General features: G+C 40.1%; 19 protein-coding genes and 1 riboswitch. Of the genes, 14 read left to right on the top strand and 5 right to left on the bottom strand.

Going from position 1 to position 26,490, the window contains the following annotated elements:
• The first annotated feature begins 585 nt into the window (after nucleotides 1–585).
• Complete coding sequence (locus A7985_RS13050; protein WP_065790884.1) at nucleotides 586–1,455, top strand: DNA replication terminus site-binding protein; 870 nt, start codon at nucleotides 586–588, stop codon at nucleotides 1,453–1,455.
• Between the two features lie 59 nt (nucleotides 1,456–1,514).
• Here the strand turns inward: A7985_RS13050 and A7985_RS13045 are convergent, their stop codons facing one another.
• Nucleotides 1,515–2,729, bottom strand: coding sequence for a replication protein A (locus tag A7985_RS13045; RefSeq protein ID WP_065790883.1), 1,215 nt, complete (start codon nucleotides 2,727–2,729; stop codon nucleotides 1,515–1,517).
• A 707-nt stretch (nucleotides 2,730–3,436) separates the two neighbouring features.
• Between A7985_RS13045 and A7985_RS13040 the strand changes: the two genes are divergently transcribed.
• The 6 genes from A7985_RS13040 to rmuC all read left to right on the top strand — a co-directional run bounded on the left by A7985_RS13040 (nucleotide 3,437) and on the right by rmuC (nucleotide 11,717).
• The gene (locus tag A7985_RS13040; RefSeq protein ID WP_065790882.1) at nucleotides 3,437–4,666 is read left to right on the top strand and encodes an AAA family ATPase; all 1,230 of its coding nucleotides are present in this window, start codon (nucleotides 3,437–3,439) and stop codon (nucleotides 4,664–4,666) included.
• 18 nt (nucleotides 4,667–4,684) lie between these two features.
• Nucleotides 4,685–5,650: a ParB N-terminal domain-containing protein gene (locus A7985_RS13035; RefSeq protein WP_065790881.1), complete on the top strand. Its 966-nt coding sequence runs from the start codon at nucleotides 4,685–4,687 to the stop codon at nucleotides 5,648–5,650.
• Nucleotides 5,651–5,796: 146 nt separating this feature from the next.
• Nucleotides 5,797–8,895: a DEAD/DEAH box helicase gene (locus tag A7985_RS13030; RefSeq protein WP_065790880.1), complete on the top strand. Its 3,099-nt coding sequence runs from the start codon at nucleotides 5,797–5,799 to the stop codon at nucleotides 8,893–8,895.
• A 329-nt stretch (nucleotides 8,896–9,224) separates the two neighbouring features.
• Entirely contained in the window at nucleotides 9,225–9,431 is a 207-nt protein-coding gene (locus A7985_RS13025) for a hypothetical protein (protein WP_065790879.1), read from the top strand.
• The gene (locus tag A7985_RS13020) at nucleotides 9,431–10,120 is read left to right on the top strand and encodes a response regulator (protein WP_065790878.1); all 690 of its coding nucleotides are present in this window, start codon (nucleotides 9,431–9,433) and stop codon (nucleotides 10,118–10,120) included. The genes A7985_RS13025 and A7985_RS13020 overlap by 1 nt, the downstream gene beginning before the upstream one ends.
• A gap of 139 nt (nucleotides 10,121–10,259) precedes the next feature.
• The gene (gene rmuC, locus A7985_RS13015; RefSeq protein WP_065790877.1) at nucleotides 10,260–11,717 is read left to right on the top strand and encodes a DNA recombination protein RmuC; all 1,458 of its coding nucleotides are present in this window, start codon (nucleotides 10,260–10,262) and stop codon (nucleotides 11,715–11,717) included.
• 39 nt (nucleotides 11,718–11,756) lie between these two features.
• Here the strand turns inward: rmuC and A7985_RS13010 are convergent, their stop codons facing one another.
• The 3 genes from A7985_RS13010 to A7985_RS13000 all read right to left on the bottom strand — a co-directional run bounded on the left by A7985_RS13010 (nucleotide 11,757) and on the right by A7985_RS13000 (nucleotide 16,531).
• Nucleotides 11,757–12,236, bottom strand: coding sequence for a hypothetical protein (locus tag A7985_RS13010; RefSeq protein ID WP_065790876.1), 480 nt, complete (start codon nucleotides 12,234–12,236; stop codon nucleotides 11,757–11,759).
• A gap of 200 nt (nucleotides 12,237–12,436) precedes the next feature.
• On the bottom strand, nucleotides 12,437–14,473 hold the full coding sequence (locus tag A7985_RS13005) for a tetratricopeptide repeat protein (RefSeq protein ID WP_065790875.1): 2,037 nt from the start codon (nucleotides 14,471–14,473) through the stop codon (nucleotides 12,437–12,439).
• 453 nt (nucleotides 14,474–14,926) lie between these two features.
• The gene (locus A7985_RS13000; RefSeq protein WP_065790874.1) at nucleotides 14,927–16,531 is read right to left on the bottom strand and encodes an isocitrate lyase; all 1,605 of its coding nucleotides are present in this window, start codon (nucleotides 16,529–16,531) and stop codon (nucleotides 14,927–14,929) included.
• Between the two features lie 236 nt (nucleotides 16,532–16,767).
• On the opposite strand from A7985_RS13000, the gene A7985_RS12995 reads away from it, so the two are divergent.
• The 7 genes from A7985_RS12995 to A7985_RS26500 all read left to right on the top strand — a co-directional run bounded on the left by A7985_RS12995 (nucleotide 16,768) and on the right by A7985_RS26500 (nucleotide 25,381).
• Nucleotides 16,768–18,945: a malate synthase G gene (locus A7985_RS12995; protein WP_065790873.1), complete on the top strand. Its 2,178-nt coding sequence runs from the start codon at nucleotides 16,768–16,770 to the stop codon at nucleotides 18,943–18,945.
• Between the two features lie 206 nt (nucleotides 18,946–19,151).
• The gene (locus A7985_RS12990) at nucleotides 19,152–20,000 is read left to right on the top strand and encodes a MipA/OmpV family protein (protein ID WP_065790872.1); all 849 of its coding nucleotides are present in this window, start codon (nucleotides 19,152–19,154) and stop codon (nucleotides 19,998–20,000) included.
• A 9-nt stretch (nucleotides 20,001–20,009) separates the two neighbouring features.
• A complete protein-coding gene (locus A7985_RS12985) occupies nucleotides 20,010–20,378 on the top strand; it encodes a DUF3019 domain-containing protein (protein ID WP_065790871.1) in 369 nt (122 codons plus the stop codon).
• A gap of 9 nt (nucleotides 20,379–20,387) precedes the next feature.
• The gene (locus tag A7985_RS12980) at nucleotides 20,388–21,077 is read left to right on the top strand and encodes a response regulator transcription factor (protein ID WP_065790870.1); all 690 of its coding nucleotides are present in this window, start codon (nucleotides 20,388–20,390) and stop codon (nucleotides 21,075–21,077) included.
• A gap of 9 nt (nucleotides 21,078–21,086) precedes the next feature.
• Nucleotides 21,087–22,343 carry an ATP-binding protein gene (locus tag A7985_RS12975; RefSeq protein ID WP_065790869.1) on the top strand — a complete coding sequence of 419 codons (1,257 nt, stop codon included), beginning with the start codon at nucleotides 21,087–21,089 and terminating at the stop codon, nucleotides 22,341–22,343.
• Between the two features lie 345 nt (nucleotides 22,344–22,688).
• Nucleotides 22,689–22,787, top strand: a riboswitch (cyclic di-GMP riboswitch).
• An 88-nt stretch (nucleotides 22,788–22,875) separates the two neighbouring features.
• Complete coding sequence (locus A7985_RS12970; protein WP_065790868.1) at nucleotides 22,876–25,107, top strand: DUF4955 domain-containing protein; 2,232 nt, start codon at nucleotides 22,876–22,878, stop codon at nucleotides 25,105–25,107.
• Between the two features lie 103 nt (nucleotides 25,108–25,210).
• Nucleotides 25,211–25,381 (top strand): hypothetical protein, encoded by a 171-nt coding sequence (locus A7985_RS26500; RefSeq protein ID WP_176716740.1) that lies wholly within the window; start codon nucleotides 25,211–25,213, stop codon nucleotides 25,379–25,381.
• A gap of 467 nt (nucleotides 25,382–25,848) precedes the next feature.
• Here the strand turns inward: A7985_RS26500 and A7985_RS12965 are convergent, their stop codons facing one another.
• Nucleotides 25,849–26,298 carry an Hsp20 family protein gene (locus A7985_RS12965; RefSeq protein WP_063372865.1) on the bottom strand — a complete coding sequence of 150 codons (450 nt, stop codon included), beginning with the start codon at nucleotides 26,296–26,298 and terminating at the stop codon, nucleotides 25,849–25,851.
• Between the last annotated feature and the right edge of the window lie 192 nt (nucleotides 26,299–26,490).

Raw genomic sequence — 26,490 nt, 5'->3', positions numbered from 1 at the left:
TGAAACTCTAATCTGAAACTCTAATCTGAAACTCTAATCTGAAACTCTAATCTGAAACTCTAATCTGAAACTCTAATCTGAAACTCTAATCTGAAACTCTAATCTGAAACTCTAATCTGAAACTCTAATCTGAAACTCTATCAAGGAATAAAATTTCTCTTAAATTAAGATAAAAGCTTCCTTTCTGCTTATATTTAGTATGTAAATTTAAATTAGCGGCAATAGATTGATTCGGTGTAAATTGATGTTCAGTTACAAACCAAAGAACTATTACAATTAAACCTCAGGACGACTATTTTTACGAAAGTCGACACCCGTCAAATCTAGTAAAGAGTTGATCTTAATATACTTGCGCAGTTATAATTGTGAGAACACATCATACTTATGGGAGATGTACGATAAGTTTGAAATAAGAGTAGTATAAATTAATTAGTCACCCAAGATTAAAACGTTTCATGATGTAATCCCATTGTATGATGTGTTCTAATTGTGTGGGTAAATAAACCTAAATTAAAGAAAGTAAATTTGGAGAGATAAGCTAAAGTAAGCTATAATAATAGGAACACATCATACTATTAGTTATTTATGAGTTCCAAGTTTAATTTAAGAAGTACCTTTGATTATCTATTTGACCAAATAAATATTCTTTGTGAAGAAATAAAACACGCTGACGTTGTGAGCTGCCGCTACTATTTACTTCCCGAAGTAACAGAAGAAGACGAAAAAAAAGCGCCTGATAATATTCCAGTTTCAAAAGTCACAGGAGAAGATGCGCTTGATAAATGTTTGAATGGATATAAAGATGTCTTTGTCGGCAACAAAAAAAGTGGGAAAATACTAACTCGACATCCAGGAATAATATCGATAAATGACCCAGATCTTTCTTTAAAGGCTCGTCTAGTCGAAGTCAATAAAGCAAAACAAAGTTTCAAAGAAAGCATTTTGGAAATTAATAACAATGATGCTAGGTTTGAAGCAGTTCACAATGCAGTTCCCAATCTAATCACACTCGCAGCATACCGAAAAATTCATTTTGAAGATGCGATTCCATATTCTGTGCGTTTTACTTGGATGAAAAAACACTCTTCATTAACATTATCAAAAAAAGAAGCACTAGAAATGCTCAATAAGTCTTCCGGTTATTCAAATCCTAGAGTTATTGATCAACAAAACTGGATGCAAATAGTTGAGTCGGAAAAGTTAAGAGTAGGTAGTTTAAATGAGAAAAGTAAACTTAGAATAAAACGTCCAACTAGGGTCACGCCTGAGGTAAATATTAGGTTTACAGCTAAAAATAGATATCATGTAAGTGCCGCACTTCCTTTTATATTATTAAATCCACAACAAGAAACAAAAATTGGAGCGCTGACAGACTACAGTTCGTCAAATGTAGACGTCAGGAAAAAAGATTACAGTTATTTGATAGAGCGAATTTACTTAGAAAATCTAGACTAATTCTCAAGGAAAAGTTTTAGGACGGTTAATTTAACATAATTTCCCGTCCTAAAGGTGAGTTACTTTTTGACGATTTCTTCTAATATATCTTCATCAATTATTTCGGCAGTTTCTACAAGCCTTTTACCACCTTGAATTTCTATGCGTTTGTTGTGCTTGTTTAATGCCAGAATTTCCTCGCAAAATTGTGCCGATGGATGCATTTCATATACATAATCTATAATTTTACCCGATTGATCATCTTTTACATTGGATATGTTGTATTCAGAAATAGCACCTTTTTCAATCAAATCTTTCATTGTCGTAGTCATATCTCTACGAAGTGCTTTCAATTTATTGTCAGTAATTTCATCAGTAGAATATATAGAGCCATATTTTTCCATGATTGAAAGCAATCTAAAGTGATAAGTTTTACCTGGAGCAGCATAACGCCACAAATGATAAAGCCTTAACATCATCCAACGAGATAACCCTCGTTTTAGCTCTTGAGCGCTATTAAAGTAATATCCTTTATACTCTAAATTGTCGATCATATTATGTACAAACGCATTTAAACACGCTACACATTTAATATTACCTCCCTGCCCTTTTTTACCACTAAAGTGCAAAGAAGATAGAAAGTTCATGTTGGACTCATAAAAAGAATCATCTACATCACTATTTTTGGTATCTGTAGCTCTATATTTAAATGATAGTTTTGAACCCTGCAGCGCTTCTAATGATTCCTTTATTTGCGGGTAAGGCATTGACTGCCCTACCGCTTTCAATTCTTGAGCTAATTCATTCATCGAAAATATTACGGCATATTGAATACCGGACTTAAAATTAATTTTTACGATTTTTCCTTTCGAAGCAAGTCGGATCAAGGCTCTTTCAACCTTTTCTTCTCTGTCCGAAGGCCATACTAAAAATTCGGTTTCTTCTCCGTCTTTTTTGCTGCTAACAACCGCCGGAGTAATTTTTATTTCTCCATCATAGAGAATACCATCTACTTTTTCAGAAATTCTACGCGTTATAATCGTTTTTTTTGGCGCTTCTTCTAAAGGAAGTTTTTTATGCCCAGATCGAACAAATCGACCCCATAGGTCATAGTGATTGAAAGTATTAGAGTACGCTCTTAAGCCATGATTTGTACTTTCTAAAGAAATTCTTACATCTTTGTTGTCAGTGAACAGTGCTAGGCTTTCATTATCAATGGCACTTTCAACCCCGTGGATTTGTCCTCGAAGTGAGTCAGGTAGATTGTCAACAGAGATGTTTACCTTGCGGTTCATTTTTTTACTTCCAGATTCTTTCGACAGCTAATAACAACACATTCAAAGGAAAAAGTTAAATGATTAAGTTAGTAAAAAAGTGATCTGACTTCAAGTTTTTATAGGGATCAGTTTTTTACCAACATATTGTAAAATAGAGATCAAGATCTTACTAACTTTAGCAAAGAAACAATGTTATTTAACGAAAATTCAGCGATAAACCTAGCTAGAAGCGCCTTCTAATCGCTCCATTGTGTATAAATGCCATACTAATTAGTAAAGATCAGATCTATCCATAGTATAGATCCGATCTTTACTAGCTAATTTGCACTAATTTAATTGAAACTGTGGATACAATTATAGATCTAGTTAGTATTTTATTGATCTAGCACCCTCAAAATGTTCATAAAACTGTTGATAACCTGTGCCTATCCTTGTTGCTCAATTTTTAGTTAGTATATTTTTGATCTCTCAGTAGTTAAAGATCTGATCTGTACTACGTATTTTCGTGATCTAATATTTTTAAAAATATATATAAAACAATTAGATATGGACATAGTTGACCACCTTAGCCTTTAAATACCTATATATTTAAACATATCTAAGCTTTCTTATTTATTCTAATAGGAAAATTTAAATATGTTTTTTAATGATGTCATGCTTTTTATATGTTTACGTTTCATTTAATGGACATTATAATAATAGGTATCAGGTTAAGGAATATTAGTATGTCTATCAATAGCAATGCTCTTTCTACTTATAAATTGTTGAAAGCCACAGCTGAAGTTGCCGAAAAATCCCTTGAAGGTCGAATTCAGCATTATCGCGCTCATCTCAAATCTGAAGATAAAGAACTCCGTACATATACGCAAAAAGCTGCTGCGGATCTCTTGGGTGTCAATAATCGAACTTTGAAAAGACGCCATGATCAAGGCGACTTTGATCACTTAAGTATTCAAAAAGGGGCGAATGGGCATTACGCGTATACGCTTAGTAATATTTTCGCTATGGCAGATACACTTGGGATCGCATCAGATCATAGGGCGGATCAAGACAAGTTACAGGTCATTGTGATCAACAGTCTTAAAGGTGGCTGTGGTAAAACAACATCCTTGGTAAACTTAGCAGCGGCTTTGGCCACAACAAATATCAAAAGATATCGAATTGGTATCATCGATCTCGATCCTCAAGGATCATCTTCTAGCTTCTTTCCTTCAAACGATCATGAACCAATCACAGTTGGTGATTTAATGAGAGACTGTATTGAGTTAGATGAAGGAGAAACCTGGCCACAGCTTGTATCAGAATCATTTCAAAATACCCATATTCCTAATATACGGATCTTGCCTTCAGGTATGGATGACTTTTACTTCGAGCATGAAACAGCAACAGAACTAAAAGAGTCATCAGGTTATGATCAAACAAGACATTACCACAAACTTAAAGAGCGCGTTATAGAGCCTGTTCAGGACGAGTTTGACATTATTTTGATAGACACTGCCCCATCACTGAACTTTATGTTCTACAACGCGCTCATGGCCTCTACGGCGATGCTTATTCCAGTACACCCTGAAGCGGTAGACTTTGATGCTAATAATAAATATTTGAAGCGTTTAGGTGAGATCTATCACACGGTAGCTGCATTAGGTCATGAGGGGTGGGATTTTATGCAGTTCCTAGTGACAAACTATGTAAAAGGTAATCACTCTCAAAGAGATATCGTCAAAGACGTAAGAACAGCGTTTGGACGACAGGTAATGAGCTATCCGATAAATCACAGCTCTGCTATCACCGCAAGTTCGTCATCTTTCAACACGATTTTTGATCAAAAAACGTCTGATTCTCTAGCAAGTAGAGAATCATTGATTAAATCACAAGAGAATATAAAAGACGTGGTTGATGAATTAGAAATGCTCATTCGCTCAAATTGGGCGTCAACCCAGTCAAGTTTAGACTAACAGAATACAGGCTTAGTTATGGCAAGAAAACGTAAAAACGATACAAGAATAGACCCTTTTGCAACACCTGTAGAAAGCAGTAGTCTTGACGACTTATTGGGTCAAGCGTCAGCTGGGCAAGAAGTCACAATGCCGGCACCCAGCGACCCGAACCGTAAGATTAAATTGGTTTGTGAAGTTATCCCTTGGCAAAGTATTGAAGCTAAAACATCTGTTTATGGAAAAAACCGCCGTGAACAGTCGTTACTAAATGAAAAGTCTGTCGCTGATATTCTCCCAGCGATTAGTGAAGACGGTAAGAATATGCACCCAGCACTTTGCTGGAAAACAGATACTTCGTTGCTTGTATTATCTGGATCACGACGCCGTAAAGCATGTTTAATAGCAAAAGCGGATTATGTAGTTTTCAGTTCTGAAGATTTCACAGAGGACGATGCGAAAGCCCTAGCAGTGTCGTCTGACCAATATATCGCTCCTAGCCTTTGGGAGCTTGGCAAAGCATATGAACAAACGCGTCAAAAGCTACAAGATAGCGGTAAGAAAGGTTCATACAGAGAAATTGCAGCGATAGAAGGCGTGTCTCATACGGCGGTTGCAGATTCAATAAAGGCTTTCGAGCAAATTGATAAACAAATAGTGCTAATGTATCCAACGCCCAATCATTTGGGACGTGAGGTTGCCAAAAAGTTGATTACGGCAATCAAAGAAAATAAAGAGCAGTTTGCAAATAAAGTATCCGAGATTGCTCAAGCTACATTTCAAAGCGAAGCGATGAGTGATGAAAAGCGCGCAATTGAGATCACTAAATATCTGACCACATTTGAATCAGACACTGCCAATCGAAACGAGTGCTTATTAGAAAATAGATTTGTTAAGGTTCAACGAAGCGTAAATTCAGGTGCTGTCACTGTAAAAATTGACGATAAGGTACTGACTGAAAAACGATTAGAACAGTTGCAAAAATTGTTAAGCAGTTTTAACTAAGTTGTAGAGGCCTAGGCTACTAGGCCATACATATGCCTTTTTCACATCCAACCAGTCAGTTTTTCGTAATTTTGTTGGCTTTCCCTCTTTAGCTCAAATCCGTAATTTCATATACTGGTCTTTTACGCCTAGTTACTTGTTAAAAAATGTCCTCGCAGTTATCTAAAGAGCAGCTATTAGCTTTATTCGAAGAAATTAAGCAGGAACAGTCTTCACAGTTCCCGTTATCAGAGCGCTTTCTCAAGCAGTATTTTAGTTCTGCTATGTTGGCCAAAGCAAAAGAATATCTGAATGATGATCAGATCTGTTTCTTAGAACATTCCGATGACTTTTCACGGATCGATGCCCAAGTTTTGGGTAACTATGGAAATACCTTCACTCAACATATAAAAATTGAGCAAATAAAGGGCACCCCGTCCGTTGAAGCGCAGTGTTCATGTTCGAATAACGCTAAATGTCGTCATATTGCTGCTGTATTACTAAAGCTTAAAGTTGAGCATTCTGGTGGCTTTGGTGAGTCATTTATAGTCAATGACTGGTTCAATGAGTTGTCGTTACTTCAACAAGCCTCTGATTTGAACGCGGCAAACGTATTGTTGTTTGTGTTAGAACACCGCGGAAATGAGTTACTAGTCAACCCCAAAATGTCGCCTCATAAACCCGATGGACACTATCCCCTTGGACGAGCATTAACTGAAAAGCAATTAAACGCACATGTTCCGCCAAAAGATATATTAGAAAGCGACTATAAACTATTCAGTTGGGTGCGCTCTCAAAATACGCCGGGCCATTTTGAGCTATCCGGAAGTTGGGGGTTTGCTGCACTGCAACAGCTTGTGGCTACCAAGCGGTGTTTTTACGGCAATAGTCGTAAACCACTGCAGTTTGGTCATATGCAACATTTAGACTTTACGTGGCAGGTAGAAAAAGACACCTTCACGCTAGAGAGTAAACTGACAGGCGTTGAGCAGTGGCTCTTAATTAAATCTGACCCTCCAGTATACTTGGATACTGAAAAGATGTTGCTTGGGCGTATCGAGTCTGAGCTGAGCGCATCTGAGATTGCACACTTGCAAACGATGCCCAGCATTCAAAAAGATAAAATAGAAGCCGTGATTAAACGGTTTCAAGATGTCTTTGCAGACAATGTTATTCCCCCGCCAAGTGGCTATGAGAATCTGTTGGATAAAAATAAATTGGTTGCAAAGCTGGGTGTGACTGAAGGCGAGTTTAAGCATTTAGCGTTGTCGCTGTTTGACTCTCAAACCAAATATTCCACAGAAAAGCAGCTTAACCGCTGTGAAAAAATGCTCTTAGGACTCGGGTTTGAAGCACAAAGCGACGGATTTCGATTACCTGTTGAAGATGAAGTGGCGTATCACTGGTATAACTGCGAGGTTCGCCCATATTTGCAGCGTAAAATGTGGCAAGTTGATGAGATTCAGCAGACTAAAAAGGTTCAGGTACCTAAAGTTACGTTACAACTAAAGCGTGACAAGAAACACCATGTGATAGGCAAAGTGATGTTTGATGATAAGCTGATCCTGTTAGATTGGGATAAAGTGCCCAATCATGAAGTCAACTCAATCGCAAATGTGTTTCAATATGTCCAAATTGCAGAGCAGCATTACGCGATTTCAAAAAGTATTTATGAAGAGCTACTACTTTTAAAATCTCGTTTTAGTTATTACTTGTCTAGCTCTCAATTCAAGTTTCCGCTGTCTTATGCAAAAAAACTATTCGAATTGGATGCCGTTGAAAGTGTTTCGAGTGACGAAAGGTTGCTGGATTACCTTGAAGAGTTAAACAAACCAGTTAACGAAGATGTGTCATTGGTCGGGTCGAGCAATGACAGGTTCACTCTTAGAGATTATCAGTTGCAAGGGGTTAATTGGCTCAAGTTTTTGAACCGTCATCAGTTAGGTGGCATATTGGCTGATGACATGGGGCTAGGGAAAACCTTACAGGTCATTGCCTATTTTATTTCACAGCATAATACTCTGGTTACTAAACCCTCGCTGATTGTGTGTCCAACTTCTTTGGTTGGCAACTGGCAAAGTGAATTTAATCGGTTTGCTCCACATTTACCGGTTTTAACCGTTCATGGGGGAAATCGTGATAAACAATTGAATCAAGTTTCCCAAGCCCGTTTTATTATTACGACCTATCCTTTGCTAAAGCGTGATTTGGCGCACTATTCTGAGTTGCATTTTGACTCAATAGTATTAGATGAAGCTCAATATATAAAAAATGAAACTGCGCAGATCTCTAAGTGCGTTAAACAGTTGTCTGCTGAATTCAAACTTTGTTTAAGTGGTACTCCGGTCGAAAACAACTTAATGGAGCTCAAGTCTTTATTAGATTTTGTGATGCCTGACGTATTGGGTACCAAGCAACAATTTAAGCAACATTTTCAAATTCCAATAGAAAAGGAGCGTGACAGCCGTAAGGCCAAGGAACTGCAATCCTTAATCGCGCCTTTTATATTACGAAGAACCAAATCAGAGGTTGTACGAGAGTTACCTGCAAAGACCGAACTGATTAAAAAGTTAGAGTTCAGTTCTGAGCAAGCCGTATTGTATCAAAAGGTGCAGAGTCAAATTGAATCGAGTCTAATCGACTTGTTTAAAGAGCAAGGCGTCGAGAGCAGTAAGCTCGCCTTTTTGGATGCGCTGTTGAAATTAAGGCAGATCTGTTGTCATCCAGGCCTGGTTGATAAGGCCACAGAGTACCTTGAGAGCGCTAAGTTCAAGTGGTTAGGCGCGCATCTACCTATTTTGCTCGAAGAAGGGCGAAAGATAATTATATTTAGCCAATTTACGACTGTGCTCGACATGATATCTGAGCTTTGTGAAGATAAAGGCATCCCTTTTACGATGCTCACTGGGCAAACGAGACAGCGAGACAAAGCCATTGCAAGGTTTACCGAGGGTGAAGTGGACGTCTTCTTAATTTCGCTCAAAGCAGGTGGTACGGGGCTGAATTTAACTCAAGCCGATACTGTGATTCACTTTGACCCGTGGTGGAATCCTGCGGTTGAAAATCAAGCCACAGATCGAGCTTATCGAATCGGGCAAGATAAACCTGTATTTGTCTATAAATTGATTGTTGCAAACTCAATTGAGCAAAAAGTTTTCCAGATGCAAAAAGATAAACAAGCGCTCGTAGACGCCTTATTTGCTGACGCTGGCGTAAATTTAAGTGAGTTTAATGAAGCTCAAATGCTTGAATTGATAAAAAGTTAAAATTAATTTTGAACTTTTGAAAAATGCGGGGGTCTACTTTAATGCACGTTGTTAGAGCAGTTAAACAATGAGCACATGTTGATTTCCCCCTTATTAATTACGTTACGTTTTTTTGTAATAAACCAGCTCATCTGAGCTGGTTTTTCTTTTTCTGGAACCGCATAAATAAGAAAATAGACTTAAACAGCAATATTTCGGCGTCGTGTAATATTGTGTAATTGCAATTAGCCTTTTTTCTGGTTTTGTTCCACATTTGATCCATATTCTTTCTTTTTAATACACACATAGGAAAAAAACACCAAATGAATTGGACTTAAGGCGGGTAAACTATGTTGTGCTATGAAAACTCAATTTCACAATTAAACTTTATTGAACCTCAATCGCTGTGCGACTATGATCTAATTAATGAAGTTGCGAGCTCTGAAGACTTGGCAAGTATCTTAACTATGTTGTTATTTGACGATACGTTGTCTTCTAGCTTAAAGAAACAAGTGAAGCAGCAACTAAGAGTATTAAAAGCTAAAAAGAGAAACTAATGGAAGAAACAAGCCACATTTTGATTGTCGAAGATGATTTTGATATTGCTGAACAGGTGATGTTATTTTTTAAAGCATCTGGGTTTCAAATATCACATATTGCCGACGGTGCAGAAGTGGTTGATTGGGTAAAAGCTAATCGTCCAAATGCTATCTTGATGGATATTATGTTGCCTAACCAAGATGGCGTTGAATGTATGCGGCAAATCCGAGAGTTTTCTATGGTGCCCATCGTGATGTTAACAGCAAAAGTTTCTGAAGCCGATCGCCTTAAGGGTTTGGAATTTGGCGCTGATGATTACGTTTGCAAGCCTTTCAGTGCTGCAGAGCTAGTAATGCGAATAAAAGCAATATTACGCCGTTGCAGCGTCGTACAAGAACCCCAAAAGCCAGCAATTGAAGTGAATGAAGGTCAATTGCTTGTTTCTTTGAAAGGTAAATCTCTGAGTCTGACTAAGGTTGAATTTGATGTATTTGCCATGCTCTATCATGCCCCGAATCGAGTGTTTTCTCGACAGCAGATCCTTGACCATATTCAACCAGATAATTTTGATATCTCAGATAGAGTTATAGATAGCCATATCAAAAATATCCGAAAGAAGATTAAAAATATTGAGTTTTCCCCGAAGATTGTTGAATCTGTTTATGGCGCAGGCTATCGCTTTAATGAGCAACACATCGATAGCTAACAACTGATTTAATAGAGTTAACTTTCTTGGTTAACTCTTGCCCTTTTCCGATAAAACTCTATTTTCCAATGCCTATCTAAGTGAATGATTTGAACGACTCAGGTATGATTTAAAAAGATTTAATCTAAAGAGTCATACTATGTTTTGGACTACTTTGTCTTCACTCCCCTGGAATACCATTGCGACCTTATTTGGCGCTGGCATGCTCTCAACTGCAATGTTGTTTACTGTCGCGATTTTTTTTATTAAACAAAAAAGCCGAAATGAACTGCTAATGACACAAAATCAGTTAGTGATGCTTGAAGCAGTCAATGAAGAAATTAAGACTGAACTAAATGACACTAAGCAACAGCAGCTTAAATTGCATGGTGAGGCCCAGCAATATCAGGCACGTCTTGCTGAAAAGCACACGCAGCTTAAAGAGTATTATGGCCAGTGGCAACAAGTTCAAACCCAGCTAAAAAGTGAGCAAGATCGAGCGCATCAGTTAGAACTAAGGCTGACAGATACCGAAACAACACTCACCGAAAAACAGCGCGCTTTTGAATCGCAAATACAGCAGTTAGAACAGGCTAAAGAAACTTTAAAGCAAGAGTTTGAAAACTTAGCCAGTAAGATTTTCGAAGAAAAGAGCCAGCAGTTTGCACGTCGGAGTCAAGAAAAAATCCAGCATATTCTGACTCCTGTTCAAGGAGAGATAAAAGGCTTTCGTGATAAAATGGAAGCAATCCATAGTGAAGAGCTCAAGCAGCGCGCGGCCTTACAAACAGAGTTACTTCACTTGCAAGCGAATAATCAGGCGATGACCGATCAGGCCAGCAAATTGACAACCGCGTTACAGGGTCAAACGAAAACCCAAGGTAATTGGGGTGAGCTAATGCTGGAAAATGTACTTGATAGTGCGGGTCTAAGACCGGGTTATGATTATAAAAGAGAGGTGAGTTTTACCACTGAACAAGGTAAATTTCGTCCTGATGTTATCGTATATTTACCGCAAAATAGGCACCTAGTAGTTGATGCAAAAACATCGTTAAATGCATATACGCGTTACGTCAACGCACAAGAAGAATTACCAGCCCAACAAGCATTAAAAGATCATGTGACTGCGGTTAAAGCAAGGGTCAAAGAACTCGGTGATAAATCGTATGAACGGCTGCCCGGCCTCAATTCACCCGAGGTGGTCATTATGTTTATTCCAGTAGAGTCGGCCTTTGTTGAAGCCATAAAGTATGCCCCCGATCTTTACGAATATGCACTTGAAAATAAAGTGCTGGTAGCGACACCAACCACCCTTTTGACGAGTCTTAATATTGTGAAGCAATTATGGCGATTTGAGGAACAAAGTAAGCACAGTAAAGAGCTCGCCCTTCGTGCCGAAAAGTTTTACAACAAACTAAATAGTTTTTTGCATAGCTTGGAGGGAGTAGGCAAACAACTTGAGAAAGCACAAGAAACGTATGATAAAGCACTCGGGCAACTTTACTCTGGAAAAGGTAATCTAATTAAGCAAGCATCTGAATTTAAGGAATTAGGTGTGGCAGTTTCTAAAGACTTACCTGAGGAACTACTTGAAAAAGCAAAGCTAGAGTTAGAGTAATTATCGTTGCATTAAAAAAGGGCCTTAGGCCCTTTTTTGTTATCTAGTACACAATGCGTAGTCGCCATTTCTTGGCTTATCAGAATAGAGGAAAATATAAAGCGCATTGTTCCTAACGTCACTCCATACTTTACTGCTTGGATGAGGGCATAGAGATTGCTGTATATAACCTTTGATTTCACTGCTTGTCATGGCCAGTCGGGTTGGGATCTGAATAAATACATTCAGCTCTCCATCATCAAAATTAATGCGACTTAATTTCCAGCTACCCATCATAAATTGCTTGGTAAAATAGCGGTTGATGCGCTTTTGCGCTTCGGCACTTATGTCTGCATGTACAATTGTTTTTGAGTTGCTATCTGCCCAATAATTCCATGCTGACGCTAAGATCAGAAAGCCCGCAAGCAATAAAGACCAAAATGGTAAAACCTTATTAGTTTTAGGTCGTACTTTTGACTTACCTCTTTTTCGCTCGGCTATTTTCACCCAATCGTTATGTTTCATTGTACGCTGTGACATAAATTAATTCCTCCCGTTCATGTTGCTTATTAAAACAGGGCAATGTGGACAGAAAATGGAGCAAGTACGAAAGCTAAAGTGCTCGGATCAGTTGGGTAGTAATTTTCCTAAACTAGTTATTTTTTCGTATTTTTATGGCGGGGAAGAATTTGGAGCATTGGCGGCTGCAACGCTCCAAGTTCTTTGTTGCAATGTGCTCGTTACTTAATGGGTATTGAGATAGAAATATCTAATCCACCCAATGTGCCACGCTTAATGTCTATGCTGCCAGACATCAATTCTACGAGACTTTTACAAATTGATAGCCCAAGTCCTGAGCCGCCTGTTGCGCGACTGCGTGAGCTTTCTACTCGATAAAGTCGCTCAAAGAGTTTGGGGATCTCTTCATCGGTTACGGTAGGCGAAGAATCCTGAAGCTCAATATTGAGGTGCTCTTTATGTTGGTACATTTTAAAAATGACACGCCCAGGGCTATCGGTGTATAGGCAGGTGTTTTTACACAAGTTAGTAACTACACGATCTAACTTCGGTTTATCAATGTTTATAGTGGCGCCTTGGGGAATGTTAATTTCGCTACTAAAGTCAAGTTTATGACTCTCGGTCATGCGTTGAATGTCATAACTGTAGTTTTCAGAGAGGGTTCTGACACATTGAATTTGCTCATTAAGCTCTATCGCATTGTTTTCAGCTTGAGAGAGTTGGTATACATCAGTAATGAGGGCGTTGAGCTGGGATATTTTATCGTTAATCTTGCTGTATGCACGACTATTGTCGTCAAATAGGTTGTGTTCCAGTGCTTCAATATGTAGCTTTAAAACACTCAATGGTGTTCTCAGTTCGTGGGAAATGTCGGCGAGTAACTTTTCTTTTTGCTTTAAATTTTGTTGATACAGTTTAGCTGCAAGGTTGGCTGAGCGGTGTTTTATAAAATAGATGTAGGTCAGCAGTGCACAGATAAAAAGGGCGGATAAACCGGCTATGATCCAGGCTTTTTGCATCAGTTTGTTATGCTGCAACTGGCTTTGCGCCAGCGCTTTTTCTTTTTCTGATACTTCTAATTGTTGGCGTTGCACTAAGCTGCTAATGCTATTTCTGTATGTTTGTGCTTTTTGGTTGTTAACCTTCACATCGTTTAACCTGCGCGCATTAAGTGCTTTTTGAATGAAGCTGAATGCCACATCCATTTTTTTTTGTTGGAATGCGAGTTCCGCGGCGACTTCATAATAATGTATAGCAAGAGGCGCATGTGCTTCCTCTGCAACTAAATCTGCAAGCTCTGTCACATAATTCTGGGCTAAGTGAGGTTGTTGCAAGCTGAGATAAGCTTTCGATACACTAATATGCGCATAAATTAGTTGGACAGAACTTTGCGCTTTATTTGCAAAATCTAAACTTAAGTGGGCATTAACAAGCGCTTCATCAGGTTGTTGCAATTTCAAGTGGCTACTGGTCAGCATATGGTAGGCGCGGGAAAGACTTTCATTGGCGTTGGTCTGAGTCAGATATTTGAGCGCTTCGTTGATGTTTTCTATGGCCAATAGGTGATTTTCTTTTTTGAATGATACCTGTGATAACCTGAGGGCGCTGTCGGCAATGGCCACTATTTCGCCATGCTTTTTGTCTTCTGCCAGTGCCCAGCGAAAGAAAATTTCAGCTTGTTCGTAGTCATCCAACCTAACAGAGATATCACCTAGATTATAGAAATTGCTAGCTTTTATCGAATGGTCGTCGCTGCCCTTCAAGTAATCTTGAGCTTTCAATTGAAACTGCATCGCCTGTGCGAGCTGATTTTTGTGGTCGTATAATGTGCCTAAGTTACTGTAAGCCAGACCTATTAAAGTATTATTCTCAAGCTCTTGCGCGGCTTTCAATGCACGATAGTAATGTGTCTCAGCCTCTTCTAAACGAGACATTCGACGATAGTTAATGCCTTTTTCATTGTTGAGCGTGCGGACTAGCGGCGTATTTAAGTAGTGGTTTTGTTCGATGTAATCCAAAGTGGATATCGCTTTTTCATAACGTCCCTGCTTGCGATAGATTTTTGCTTGTAACAATAAGACCTCAAGCGCTTTTTCTTGGCTGAGATTTTCTAAACGCCAAGGCTCTATTAAATCCAACGCAATTTGATACTTTCCTTGCTTCTCTAGGTTCTCTAATTCCTCTACATCGATACTCGCTGAGGCACTCTGGGCAGAGAATATGTAGGTTAGTAACAAAGGAACGAATATTTTCTTCATAATTTTTCAAGTTAAATCAAGACTGTCGCATGCTATGCAACAAATGTGTGATAAATATGGATTATGTAAAGGGGCTTTACATCGCTGAGTAAGTAAAATTTTGCTTCGGAAAAAAGCCACGTTGGTAAAAAAATGATTTCTAATCAGAAATGGTTGGTAAAAATGAGATCCAGCATAGTTAGGCAGTTGGTAAAAATTTGGTTTGCGGTCGCTTGAGATGGGGATTTTGTGCGCAATTATTTTGCTAGTTGCATTAATTAGGGCGGATTTGGGTCAAAACCTGTTGAAAATTGATATTTTGCTGTGCAGTTTAGTCATCAAATATAAAAACGAGCTTAGCTAGTATTTTATTGATCCGATAATCCTTTAGTCAGTTAAATGGTGATCTGAGTTCTACAAATGGGCGTGGCACAAAAAAGGGCCCTGAGGCCCTCATTGTTGGGATAACACTGTTTAAAACTGGTTCATTGTATTGGCTTCACCGCCTGCTTTGAGTGCATTGTCGCCACTAAAATATTCTTTGTGCGTGTCACCAATGTTGGAACCTGCAAGGTCTTGGTGTTTTACTGAAGCTTGCTCTCTTCTAATTTCTTGCCTTTGTACATCTCTGACATAGGCCAACATGCCAAGCTCGCCAAAGTATCCTTCGGATAAGATATCCGTACTGAGTGCTGCGGTATGGTATGTCGGTAATGTAATCAAATGGTGGAAAATACCAGCTTGCTGAGCCCCATCCATTTGGAAACTTTTCACTTTTTCATCTGCGATACGCGCAAGTTCGGTGCCATCTAGCTCGGGTGCCATAAGTGCCTTTGGATCAAGGCTCGGGTCTGGGTAAGCATCTAGTGATTCGCCTTGTGCTTTTAGCTCATTATAAGCTTGCTCTCGGAACTTCAAGGTCCAATTAAACGATGGTGAATTGTTGTACACTAATTTGGCATTCGGTACTTGCTCTCGTATACGATTAACCAACTCGGCGATTTGGGCAACATTAGGCTTTTCGGTTTCAATCCACAGTAAGTCAGCGCCAGCTTGAAGACTCGTGATACAGTCGAGGACCACTCGGTCTTTTTCGGTGCCCTCTTTGAATTGATATAAGCCGTTGTCTAAGCGTGTCGGTTTTTGTAGCTTGCCATCTAGTTTTATGGCCATATCACCATCCTGTAGTTGGCTTAAGTCATCGATGACTTGTGTCTCTAAAAACGCAGTATATTGGCTTGCAATGTCGCCTGTTTGCTGAGATACAGGGATTTTTTGTGTCAAACTGGCACCGAGTGAATCTGTACGAGCAACGATAATCCCATCTTCTACACCTAGCTCCAAAAATGCATATCTGACCGCATTTATCTTAGCTAAAAAGTCTTCATGAGGAACTGTTACCTTACCAGCTTGGTGACCACACTGTTTTGCATCTGAAACCTGATTTTCGATTTGAATGGCACACGCACCCGCTTCGATCATTTGTTTTGCCAGCAGGTAAGTGGCTTCTTCATTACCAAATCCCGCGTCTATATCTGCAATTATAGGCACAATATGTGACTCATAATTGTCAATTTCCGATTGGATAGCACTGTAATCTTGCCCGTTAGCTTTTGCACCATCTAACGCTTTGTAAAGGTGATCAAGCTCTCTGGCGTCAGCTTGTTTTAAGAAGGTATATATCTCTTCGATTAATTTTGGAACCGCTGTTTTTTCATGCATGCTTTGGTCGGGAAGCGGGCCAAATTCAGAGCGCAGCGCTGCAACCATCCAACCACTTAAATAAACATATGCTCCTTTTGTGGTTTTTTTGTGTCTCTTCACTGCCATTATCATTTGTTGTGCTGTGAAACCGTGCCAGCACCCCAATGACTGGGTATATTGCGTTGGGTCAGCATCGTAGCGAGCCATGTCTTCTCGCATGATTTTGGCTGTGTGTTTAGCGATTTCAAGACCTGTCTTGAATCGATTTTGCAAATGCATTCTGCTTGCAAACTCAGGGTTTATTGATTGCCAATTGAGGTTTTTTGACTCGCAAAGTGTCGTGAAGCGGTCGATCTGTGTTTGATAGTCACTCATGGTTTTTATCCTTCGAACGAGTAGTACGCTAAGTTGATTCGGTTTGCCACAGTGTAAAAATGTGAGAGGTGCCGTGGCGCTTAATTAAACACTAGGATGACTTTTTAGATTTTTTAAATTTATAGTTGTTATTATGAGTATATTTTCAATGAATGGCTCAGGGGGTTTGTTTTTGTACAAATTGATTTATTTTTGAATAACCCGTTCAAAAAATTATCGTTAATAGGACCTCAGCTATGAGCTCAACTATCCAACAAGCCGGCTTAACAATTGATAGCTGCTTCTATGAATTTGTGAATCAAGAGCTTTTGTCAGGGCTATCATTAAATCAAGAAGCCTATTGGCAAGGCGTCGCAACCATCATCAATAAACTCACGCCTATCAATCGAGCTCTACTCTCTAAGCGAGATGAGATGCAGGCGCAAATCGACCGTTTTCATGTCGAGAATCCAGTATGGGATGCTAAAAAGTATCGGACTTTTTTAGAAACGATTGGTTACTTGCAACCAGAGCCGCCTGATTTCAATATCTCAACGATGCAGGTCGAGCCCGAAATCGCGCTTGTTGCAGCTCCGCAGTTAGTGGTTCCTGTAAATAACGCACGTTTTGCTCTCAATGCCGCAAACGCTAGGTGGGGATCTTTATACGATGCGCTATACGGTACAGATATGTTACCTGAGGAGGATGGCGCTGAAAAAAGTGACACTTACAACCCTGTGAGGGGGTTCAAAGTCATGGCTTACGCTCGGCAGTTTTTGGATAAAGTACTGCCCTTGAGTAGTGGTTCTCATATAGAAAGCACGCACTATGCCATTGTAAATAAGGAACTTGTAGTGACTTTGAACGATAGCCGGCAAGTCGGGCTATCCGATTCGACGCAATTAATTGGTTATCAAGGGCTTATTCAAAACCCAACGGTACTGCTATTCAAGCATCATGGGTTGCATTTTGAATTGATCATTGATCCAGAAGATCCTGTTGGGAAGGTTGACAAAGCTGGGATCAAAGATGTGATCTTAGAGTCTGCACTTACAACGATTATGGATTGTGAAGACTCTGTAGCGGCAGTAGATGCACAAGACAAGATCCAAGTCTATCGCAACTGGCTAGAGCTCAACACGGGAACACTAAAAGAGCAGTTTGAAAAGGCTGGTAAATCAATAACGCGTGAGCTTAACCCAGATAGAACGTATACATCATTGGATGGTGAGCAATTCAATTTGAGTGGTCGAGCTATGATGTTTGTGCGTAATGTTGGTCACTTGATGACGACTCCGACGATACTTGATATGAATTGTAATGAAGTCTATGAAGGCATACTTGATGGGATCTTTACAGCTACTGCCGCATTGCATGACCTACGAAAAAAAGCAGGGCACCGCAACTCCAAAGCTGCCAGTATTAATATCGTAAAGCCTAAAATGCACGGTGCTGAAGAAGTGGCATATACCGAGCTTTTATTTAGCGAAATAGAGCGCTTCCTATCCTTGCCTACCAATACGATTAAAATGGGCATTATGGATGAAGAGCGCCGCACTTCGGTCAATTTGAGCGCCTGTATTTATGCCGCAAAGTCACGTGTGGTCTTTATCAACACTGGATTTTTAGATAGAACAGGGGATGAGATCCACACTTCTATGTATGCTGGGGCTGTGTTACCAAAAGAGCAAATCAAATCTCAGCCTTGGATTGCTGCTTATGAACGTCAAAATGTCGAAATAGGTCTAGGACACGGTTTTATTGAAAAAGCGCAAATTGGTAAGGGAATGTGGGCAAAGCCAGATAAAATGGCACTCATGATGGAACAAAAAGCCGATCAATTGCGTGCTGGAGCAAGCACTGCTTGGGTGCCCTCCCCCACTGCGGCGACACTCCACGCAATGCATTATCATGAAGTTGATGTAAGAGCTTGTCAGCAAGCGATGAAGCACTACCAGTCAGACAGTTTAGCAGAATTGCTGTCTCCCCCCTTAATGATAAATCATGAGTTGACGGAGTCAGAAATACAAGCTGAGCTAGATAACAACGTTCAAGGGATATTGGGTTACGTAGTGCGCTGGATTGATCAAGGCATAGGGTGTTCTAAAGTGCCTGATATTTCACATGTTGGTTTAATGGAAGATAGAGCAACATTGCGCATATCCAGCCAACATATTACCAATTGGCTTGCCCATGGTATCTGCACGGAAGAGCAAGTACATCATACCTTTGCTAAAATGGCGTGCGTTGTAGATAGTCAAAATAGTGCCGATCTCAACTACCAAGCTATGTGTAGTAATGGCCATCCAAACGCGGAAAACCTGTCATATCAAGCTGCGTTAGCATTGGTATTTGAAGGAAGACATCAGCCTAATGGTTATACTGAACCATTGCTCCACTCATATCGACGTCAGCGAAAGGCATTGGACGTTTAGCACGACGTAATCATCATCGCTCTGCTTACACCTTGTCTGCTATGCAAAGTAACAAGGTGTAAACCCCCTTGACGAGTCACTCTGCCCCATTTACCTGATAATTTATTATTAGATACAAACTGATACACATTGGTATAATAAGACACGCTATTTTTGCAGCGCATTCAATATATTAATTAGCAAGTACACAATAAAAAGAAATTGCTATGTTATCTAAATTTAAAAATAAGCCTATATACGCGGGTATGTTTGCCTGCCTTTTGTCTGGTAATGTGCATGCCCAATCTGAGACCGATTTTTGGCAAGGGTTTAGTAATAAACGTGAAGCCGGCGGGTTTTTAGCGCTGGGTGCCAGTTTCTCATACGGTGGCGGGTTGTTGTCTGATATCGATACTCGAACCAATTTGGTTGTCAGTGGTAACTACTATTTTGAAAATGGACTTTTTATTGAGGTGCCAGGTAACGCAAACAAGTTCGAACCCAGTTGGGCTATGGGTTACAACCTTTATAATACCGATGACTGGGAATTTGATTTAATTTACTCATCGGCGCATGGGCCACTAGAGTATCGTGTTCACCCAAAAGAGGGTGGTGACAAAGACCTCACTGCCTATCTCGGGTTGAGAATGTCTGGTGAGGTAGGTAATTATCAATTTCAGGCAATTTTTGCACCTAATGCTGACAATAGCGAATATAACGACGGTTTATATGCGTCCGCGTGGCTTGCTCGCTCTTGGCAATATAAAAATTGGCATTTTTATGGGTCGATTGGGCTACAGTATCGAAATAGCAACATGCTCGACTACTACTATGGCGTACCTGATAGTGCCGTAATGCTTAAACCTTATGATGCCTCAGGTGGCGTTAACACGCATTTAAAAGTTGGCTTTACCAAACCTCTAAATGACGCTTGGGTATTAGATGGGACCGTTGGAATCACTGACTACGCCAGTAGCATCGATGATAGCCCCTATTCACAGCTAGCAAAAACATATAACCCCAACCGTAGCGAACTTGGTCGTCATATCGCATTGACGCTGAGCTACGTGTTTTAGGGGGGTATTATGATTAAATATACATACTTATTTTTGCTCTTCTCTGCCTTTGTAAACGCTGAGCAAAAAACAGCCCCCTTTATGTTAAAGCCTGACCAATGTGTCGCACTTGAACAAGGCCAAAGTTGCTTTATTGATATTGAAGTGCAGTGGCAAACTGAGTTAAAAGGCGATTTCTGTCTATTTGTCGATGATGTTAAAGCTCAGTGCTGGCAGTCCACTCAAGCTGGGTTGTGGAAAAATGAGTTAGAAATGAAAACCGATGTTGCCGTGAGCTTGAAAGACAGCAATCACCAAATGATTTACAGCGGCAAAGTAAAATATGCGTGGATATATAAAAAGCGCAAAAATAAAGCCGTACGCTGGCGCATGTTTTAAGGATTGATAATGGATCAAACTCGGATTGCTTTAGTTGAAGATGATGTAGAGTTAGCGCAGTGGATAACGGAATATCTTGAGGTGAAGCAATATCAGGTTACCGTGTATCACGATGGGATCTCTGGGCTTGAGGGGATAAAACTCAACCCACCCGACTTAGTGATCTTAGATGGAATGCTACCGCGCATGGATGGCTTAGATGTTTGTCGAGCATTACGAAGCTCGCTGGCTCTTCCTATTTTGATGCTTACTGCCAGAGATGAAGAAGTCGATGAAATATTAGGGTTAGAAATGGGGGCAGATGACTACCTTACTAAACCTGTGAGAGGTCGGCTGCTTGAGGCGCGGATAAAGAGCCTGCTCAGGCGCACCTCGAGTAGCGCAATGCCGAATTCATCATTGGTGTTAGGTCAGCTTGAAGTGAATCCGGATACCAGAAATGTCAGGCTCAATGGACTCAATATCAAAGTATCCAGTAACGAGTTTGATGTTTTATGGGTGCTTGCGCAACATGCTGGTTCAGTGGTGACAAGGGATGCTCTGATCCAACAGCTACGCGGGTTCGAATATGATGGCTTCGACCGCTCAATCGATCTGCGCGTATCACGTTTGCGCAAAAAGCTAGGGGATACACAAGAGCCTTATAAAATCGCCACCGTATGGGGAAAAGGATATCAGCTCGCAAAAGATGTTTGGTAAGGAGGCATTATGTGGCGCTTTGCTGTCGCACTGGTGGGCGTTTTATTGCTCGCGAATATTTTGTTAGGTCAGGTGATTGAGCAGGTTTATACGTCAGATATCGAAAAGGCTCAACCTATTGCAAATGAGGAGGTTGAGCTTGTTTTACCTCTACTTCGTGCCATTGCCGCCCGTGATAACATTGATTTGAGTGCTTTTCCCCAAGACAATAATCGCGGTGCGTCTATTATCATACGACAGCAGGATGCTTACCCGCTGCCTGAGCAGCTCAATCAACAGCTTAAACTTGGTGAGGTCGTTTATTTGGAAACGAAAGAGCAAGTGATGGTCCACATCTTAACCAAAGGGGGCGCAATCCTTATTTATCAATATGATAAGCAACCGCTTGAAAACGATCATAGTTTAAGCCTAACACTCTCATTCTACGGGTTGTTGATCGCAGTTATGTTGGCATTTATTGCGCCATTTATAAGACGTCTTATAAAACTAAGGCAAGCTGCCACTCGATTTGGTGAGGGGCAACTGGATATCCGTCTGAAGGTGGGTACTCTCTGGTACCTGCGTGATATTGAACTGTCTTTCAATCAAATGGCCGAGAAAATTAATGTTCTGATGGATGATGTTAAGCTGCTCGCTGGTGGCTTGTCTCATGAACTTAGAACACCTTTGGCACGAGTCCGAATGGGGTTAGACACTCTAGTTGAAACCGATGATGAAGTACTTAGAGGAAAATACGAAGCTAGAATTAATAATCAATTGGATGAAATGGAGAGATTACTGCTTCATATGCTTGACTTTGCTCGACTTCAACATAGCTTAGATGAAGCCAAGCCTGTGACGGTAGATGGACAGAAGTTGCTCAATAACTATGTTATGAGCAATTTTGATGATGCACTTGAAGTGCAAATGCCAAACTCTGCTTTTTATATTAAAGCTGAGCAAAGCTATCTATCTATGGCTATTTCTAACATTATCGAAAATGCCATTAAATATGGCCACACTCGATGTTTACTAAAAGTAATACTAGAGAAAGAATGCGTCATATTTACAATAAGTGACGATGGAAATGGCGTTAATGCACAACAAAGAGAGGCAATATTTAAGCCTTTTGTCAGGCTTAATCAAGGCGCAGAGCGTGGGTTTGGTATTGGCTTGGCGTTTAGCGCCAAAATAGTACAGCGCTATCTTGGCTCAATTGAGGTTGATAGCTGCCCATTGCTAGGTGGTGCACGATTCACATTACGCTTTTCAAGGGTAAGCTTATGACTTTGTTATGCATTAATAGCCCTTTCGTTGTCAGCCATGAAGGCATATGGCTTATTGTATACATTGTGAATTCTTATGCGTTTATTTTGACTTAAAATTCACCTTCGAGTGCTGGTTGGCTATTTAGATAGCATAGATAAAAAATTCTTGTCATGTGCTTTAACAAGTAATATGTTTGTTTCTTTATTGGGTATGTGTGGTTTTTACGAGAAAGTAAAAATGTGTCTAAAGCGAGTTAGTACGAAATTTAATTCCCGACTGAACAATGAATTAGGATTTTTGCTCTAATTTTCGTTTGACGTATTTGGAACCTTCCTATAAATTCCTTTTAAAATTTACACAAACTGTAGTTACTGGCAAACTGGGTGAAAGCCTAGGACGCAAAGCTTCCGGTCTAAAGGCGCTGTATTTTTATGCAGAGTCCACGATAGCGGGGTTGCTTCATAATCATGGAATGTTATGAATACGCATGAAGGATGTGTGTGCCAGATCTACTCAATATCGCTATATCACTAGCAAATTGAGGTTAGAGATGAAAAACTTTCCAAACAAAACGCTTGTGTCGGCACTCTGTGCTATTGCAAGTTCGTTCCCTATACAAGGGTATGCAAACGATTTTTGGCATACCTATCTGGAATCCAGATCTGAGCAATCTGATCTAAGAGATCCCAATTCTAAAATCTTGGATGACGAGATTTTAGCAAACTACTCATATGCAGGTTTCCAATTTTCAAACCACCCTATTCCTGAAGTAGACAGCTTAGGGTATCGCACATTTGATGTGACCGACTTTGGTGCTGATATCAAGTTAGGCCAATCGGATAAGCAAGCTATAAGAGATACGATTGCTGCGGCCGAAAAATACATTGATGCAGGCGGAAGTGGTGCAATTATTTATTTTCCCAACGGAATATATGATTTAAATACACACGCTGATATTGCTCATCTTGATATGTCCGATACTGCCGCTGGAAGAAAAAGCCGCGCAAATGCATCGATTAAGGTGTCTCGCGGCAACATGATTTTACGAGGTGAAAGCAAGCAAAGTATTTTATATATGGATAAGCATCTTGATTTGGTTTATCCATCAAAAATGTGGACAAGTCCCTATTTATTCGAAATAGGGTATAACTACGACAACCGTGACCCACGCGTTAAGGGAGTTAGCCAAAAAGTGGTGTCTCCTAGTGGCGAAAGGTTTATCACTGATATTACGTCTGCACACCCGAGACACTCAACTCGTACAGTAAGAGTCAGTGACAGTCGCCTGCTAAAAGTAGGACAGTGGGTACAATTGTCTCGTTTTGACCCTCGTGAAGAAACAATCGCCAAAGCATTATCACCATACAAGTTAGACGGTAAGTGGGGACTAATTAAAAAAGGACTACGTTCCCAAGAGTACCATCAAATTACTGCTATTGACGGTGCGTTAATCACCTTTGCGGCGCCAATTCATCATGAGATTCAAAATGATGGATACTGGGGTTTAAAAAAGGCAACGTTAGTAGAAAATATCGGTATTGAAAACCTCACTATCCAAGGTAATTGGCAGGCAGCATTTAAGCACCATTTAAGCGGTGTTCATGATGGAGGTTGGAGTGCATTGCGCATTTCTCGTGTTGCAAATGGCTGGCTGAGAAATGTGGATATTGTCGATGTAAACCAAGGAATTACTGTGGTAAATGGTGCCGCGATGACATTACAAGATATTAAATTTATCGGAAATCCGGGGCATTTAAGTCTAGATATTAACTCGTCTACCCATGTATTGGCTCGTGATATTGATGACCAAGCTGAACATTGGCATGCGGCTGGTTTTTCACATAAAGCTACGGGAAATGTGATTTCAGGTTCAACGCATTCAGAGAAACGCTTTCACAACTTACATGCAAATATGCCCTACAGTAATCTTATTGAGAACAGCAAAGGCGGATGGAACTATGGGTTTATGGGGGGCTCGGAGGGGTCTCAGCCAAATCATTTAAAGCACTTAGTATTTTGGAATGTAACCAACACAGCGCAAAACGATAATATCGAAAAGTGGGCATTTATGCGTCATGACAGCAAGTATGGTCGAGTGATTATGCCGTATGTTGTGGGTTTAAATGGTGCCGGCTTTAACGGCTTTGAAAGCCAACAAAGGTATGATTTAAGCTTGGCTGATGAGCCACAAGCGCATGTTCAGCCTGTAACGGATATTGATAGCCTTTTCGATGCTCAGTTAAATCAGCGTCGCTGTGCAAAACGCATCACTGGCGAGGGTCTTGCTGGTGCGTGGTCACTTGAACAAAGTGTTTGTGATCTATCTGGTAATGGTCTTCATGGGCAAGTGTTTGGCGATTATCAAGGGTCATTCAATGGTTCCGGTCAGCGTGTCGAGTTGGGCGATATTGACCGTTTCAGTCGCATTGAATTGGCGTTTAAATACGATACTTGGAGTACTCAAAAGGCTGGTTTTGCTTTGTCTAAAGGGAACTATGGCACGAAAAACCCCTACTACATTCAAGTTAATAAACAAGGCGTGATAAGCGCTCGAGTTAATGGTCAAGGCGTCAACGCGGGCAACTACGCAGACGGCAAGTGGCACAAGCTGGTCATGCACTTAAATGGAAATCTGCTGTCGCTATATATCGACGGTCAGTTTCTTGGCTCAAAAGCTGTGGTTCTGCCGGAGCAAAATGATATTCCGCTCAGTATCGGCTCTCCTGTAAAAGGTACTTATCCCTTTATTGGTGAAATTAAAAACGTACGCATTTTCCAATAATGTCAATGCGTTTGTAACTCGAATGAAGATTACAGGCGTGTGATAAAAGTTTAATGAGTCCAACTGTTAGCAGTTGGTCAAGAAGTGATTCTAGGTAATTAAAATGGCAACACTCCCTCCTTACAAAAAGTACGCTTTGATCAGTTTAGCGTTGGTATTTAGCTGGTTCTCAACTTTTGCTTTTAATGGCATTGAAGTAAATGAAACGTCGATGTATTGCTTAAAATTAAAAGATAAGGCAAATATGGATTTATGCAGTAAAGTTGACCTATAAAACGGTGATTACATCAAGCCTGAAAAGCAATTTTCGGGCTTGTTTATTTTTCACCTTGCTTTGAGCTAAAGGGACACTTTAAATAGTCTCACTGTAAAACAAAACACTTTCTTTCATATCAATAAATATATGCCAGATTTTGTATTATGAAAGCTGAATTGGTATGTCAATTTCGAAAAAATTAACGTCTCATCAGAGCATCTTCATAAATCCAAAGATGCCTATTATCTGCATTACCAAACAATTTTTTAACTCAAATTGGAATAGCTGTTTGAGCCATGACGTCTGTATTCAATCACTCAGCTGACATCCGTAAAGCTTACCTGTTTAAATGAGTAAACCTCGGAAGACCGAACTCAATGTTCTCTATTAATAATATTTAAAAAATGTAAAGGGGGTTTACATGAAACAGAAAAAGCCGCAAAAGCGGCTTATCCAGGGGTAATCAACATCAAGTTTTGGTTGGTTTAGCTTTCGTTTTCGAGAAGCTTACCTTTACCGATTTCTATTTTTCTCGGCTTTAATGCTTCTGGAATTTCTCTTTCAAGGCTGATGACAAGTAAGCCATTTTCTAACTCTGCGCCGATCACTCGTACGTGATCGCCTAGTTGAAAGCTTTGTTCAAAGTTGCGCTCTGCAATGCCTTGATGGATGAATTTACGTTCGGTTTTTTGCTCTTTATCGGCTTTTTGGCCTTTTATTCTGAGTGTGTTGTTTTCAGACTCAATATGCAATTCATCGTTGGTGAATCCTGCGACCGCCATGGTAATTTGATATTTGTCTTGGTCTAGGGCTTCAATATTGTAAGGTGGATAACTTGCTTGCTTGCCATTGTGGGCTGCACGATCCATAAGTGAAGCTAGGTGGTCGAAACCAATGAATGAACGGTAAAGTGGAGTTAGATCTACGTTGCGCATAATAATATATCCTCAATTAAAGCGATAATGCTTGTTTACTCTTCGCATGAACCAGCAAACAAGGTTAAAACAATTTTCTTAATTTGGTTTGGGACCCTATCGGCGTCCTCAATACACTATCTATGGACGGTCAAAATGATTTTCAAGAAAAAAACTGAAAAAAATAAAAATAATTTTAAAAAGCCCGTATGC

It is taken from the genome of Pseudoalteromonas luteoviolacea, assembly GCF_001696455.1.
Taxonomy (GTDB): Bacteria; Pseudomonadota; Gammaproteobacteria; order Enterobacterales; family Alteromonadaceae; genus Pseudoalteromonas; species Pseudoalteromonas luteoviolacea_C.
The sequence above is the reverse complement of the archived record's forward strand: the minus strand, read 5'-3'. Positions and strand labels throughout refer to the sequence as shown.

Bases quoted from the DNA above. Each gene is read 5' to 3' on its own strand.
- A7985_RS13050 (WP_065790884.1), top strand. From the start codon at position 586: ATGAGTTCCAAGTTTAATTTAAGAAGTACCTTTGATTATCTATTTGAC.
- A7985_RS13045 (WP_065790883.1), bottom strand. From the start codon at position 2,729: ATGAACCGCAAGGTAAACATCTCTGTTGACAATCTACCTGACTCACTT.
- A7985_RS13040 (WP_065790882.1), top strand. From the start codon at position 3,437: ATGTCTATCAATAGCAATGCTCTTTCTACTTATAAATTGTTGAAAGCC.
- A7985_RS13035 (WP_065790881.1), top strand. From the start codon at position 4,685: ATGGCAAGAAAACGTAAAAACGATACAAGAATAGACCCTTTTGCAACA.
- A7985_RS13030 (WP_065790880.1), top strand. From the start codon at position 5,797: ATGTCCTCGCAGTTATCTAAAGAGCAGCTATTAGCTTTATTCGAAGAA.
- A7985_RS13025 (WP_065790879.1), top strand. From the start codon at position 9,225: ATGTTGTGCTATGAAAACTCAATTTCACAATTAAACTTTATTGAACCT.
- A7985_RS13020 (WP_065790878.1), top strand. From the start codon at position 9,431: ATGGAAGAAACAAGCCACATTTTGATTGTCGAAGATGATTTTGATATT.
- rmuC (WP_065790877.1), top strand. From the start codon at position 10,260: ATGTTTTGGACTACTTTGTCTTCACTCCCCTGGAATACCATTGCGACC.
- A7985_RS13010 (WP_065790876.1), bottom strand. From the start codon at position 12,236: ATGTCACAGCGTACAATGAAACATAACGATTGGGTGAAAATAGCCGAG.
- A7985_RS13005 (WP_065790875.1), bottom strand. From the start codon at position 14,473: ATGAAGAAAATATTCGTTCCTTTGTTACTAACCTACATATTCTCTGCC.
- A7985_RS13000 (WP_065790874.1), bottom strand. From the start codon at position 16,531: ATGAGTGACTATCAAACACAGATCGACCGCTTCACGACACTTTGCGAG.
- A7985_RS12995 (WP_065790873.1), top strand. From the start codon at position 16,768: ATGAGCTCAACTATCCAACAAGCCGGCTTAACAATTGATAGCTGCTTC.
- A7985_RS12990 (WP_065790872.1), top strand. From the start codon at position 19,152: ATGTTATCTAAATTTAAAAATAAGCCTATATACGCGGGTATGTTTGCC.
- A7985_RS12985 (WP_065790871.1), top strand. From the start codon at position 20,010: ATGATTAAATATACATACTTATTTTTGCTCTTCTCTGCCTTTGTAAAC.
- A7985_RS12980 (WP_065790870.1), top strand. From the start codon at position 20,388: ATGGATCAAACTCGGATTGCTTTAGTTGAAGATGATGTAGAGTTAGCG.
- A7985_RS12975 (WP_065790869.1), top strand. From the start codon at position 21,087: ATGTGGCGCTTTGCTGTCGCACTGGTGGGCGTTTTATTGCTCGCGAAT.
- A7985_RS12970 (WP_065790868.1), top strand. From the start codon at position 22,876: ATGAAAAACTTTCCAAACAAAACGCTTGTGTCGGCACTCTGTGCTATT.
- A7985_RS26500 (WP_176716740.1), top strand. From the start codon at position 25,211: ATGGCAACACTCCCTCCTTACAAAAAGTACGCTTTGATCAGTTTAGCG.
- A7985_RS12965 (WP_063372865.1), bottom strand. From the start codon at position 26,298: ATGCGCAACGTAGATCTAACTCCACTTTACCGTTCATTCATTGGTTTC.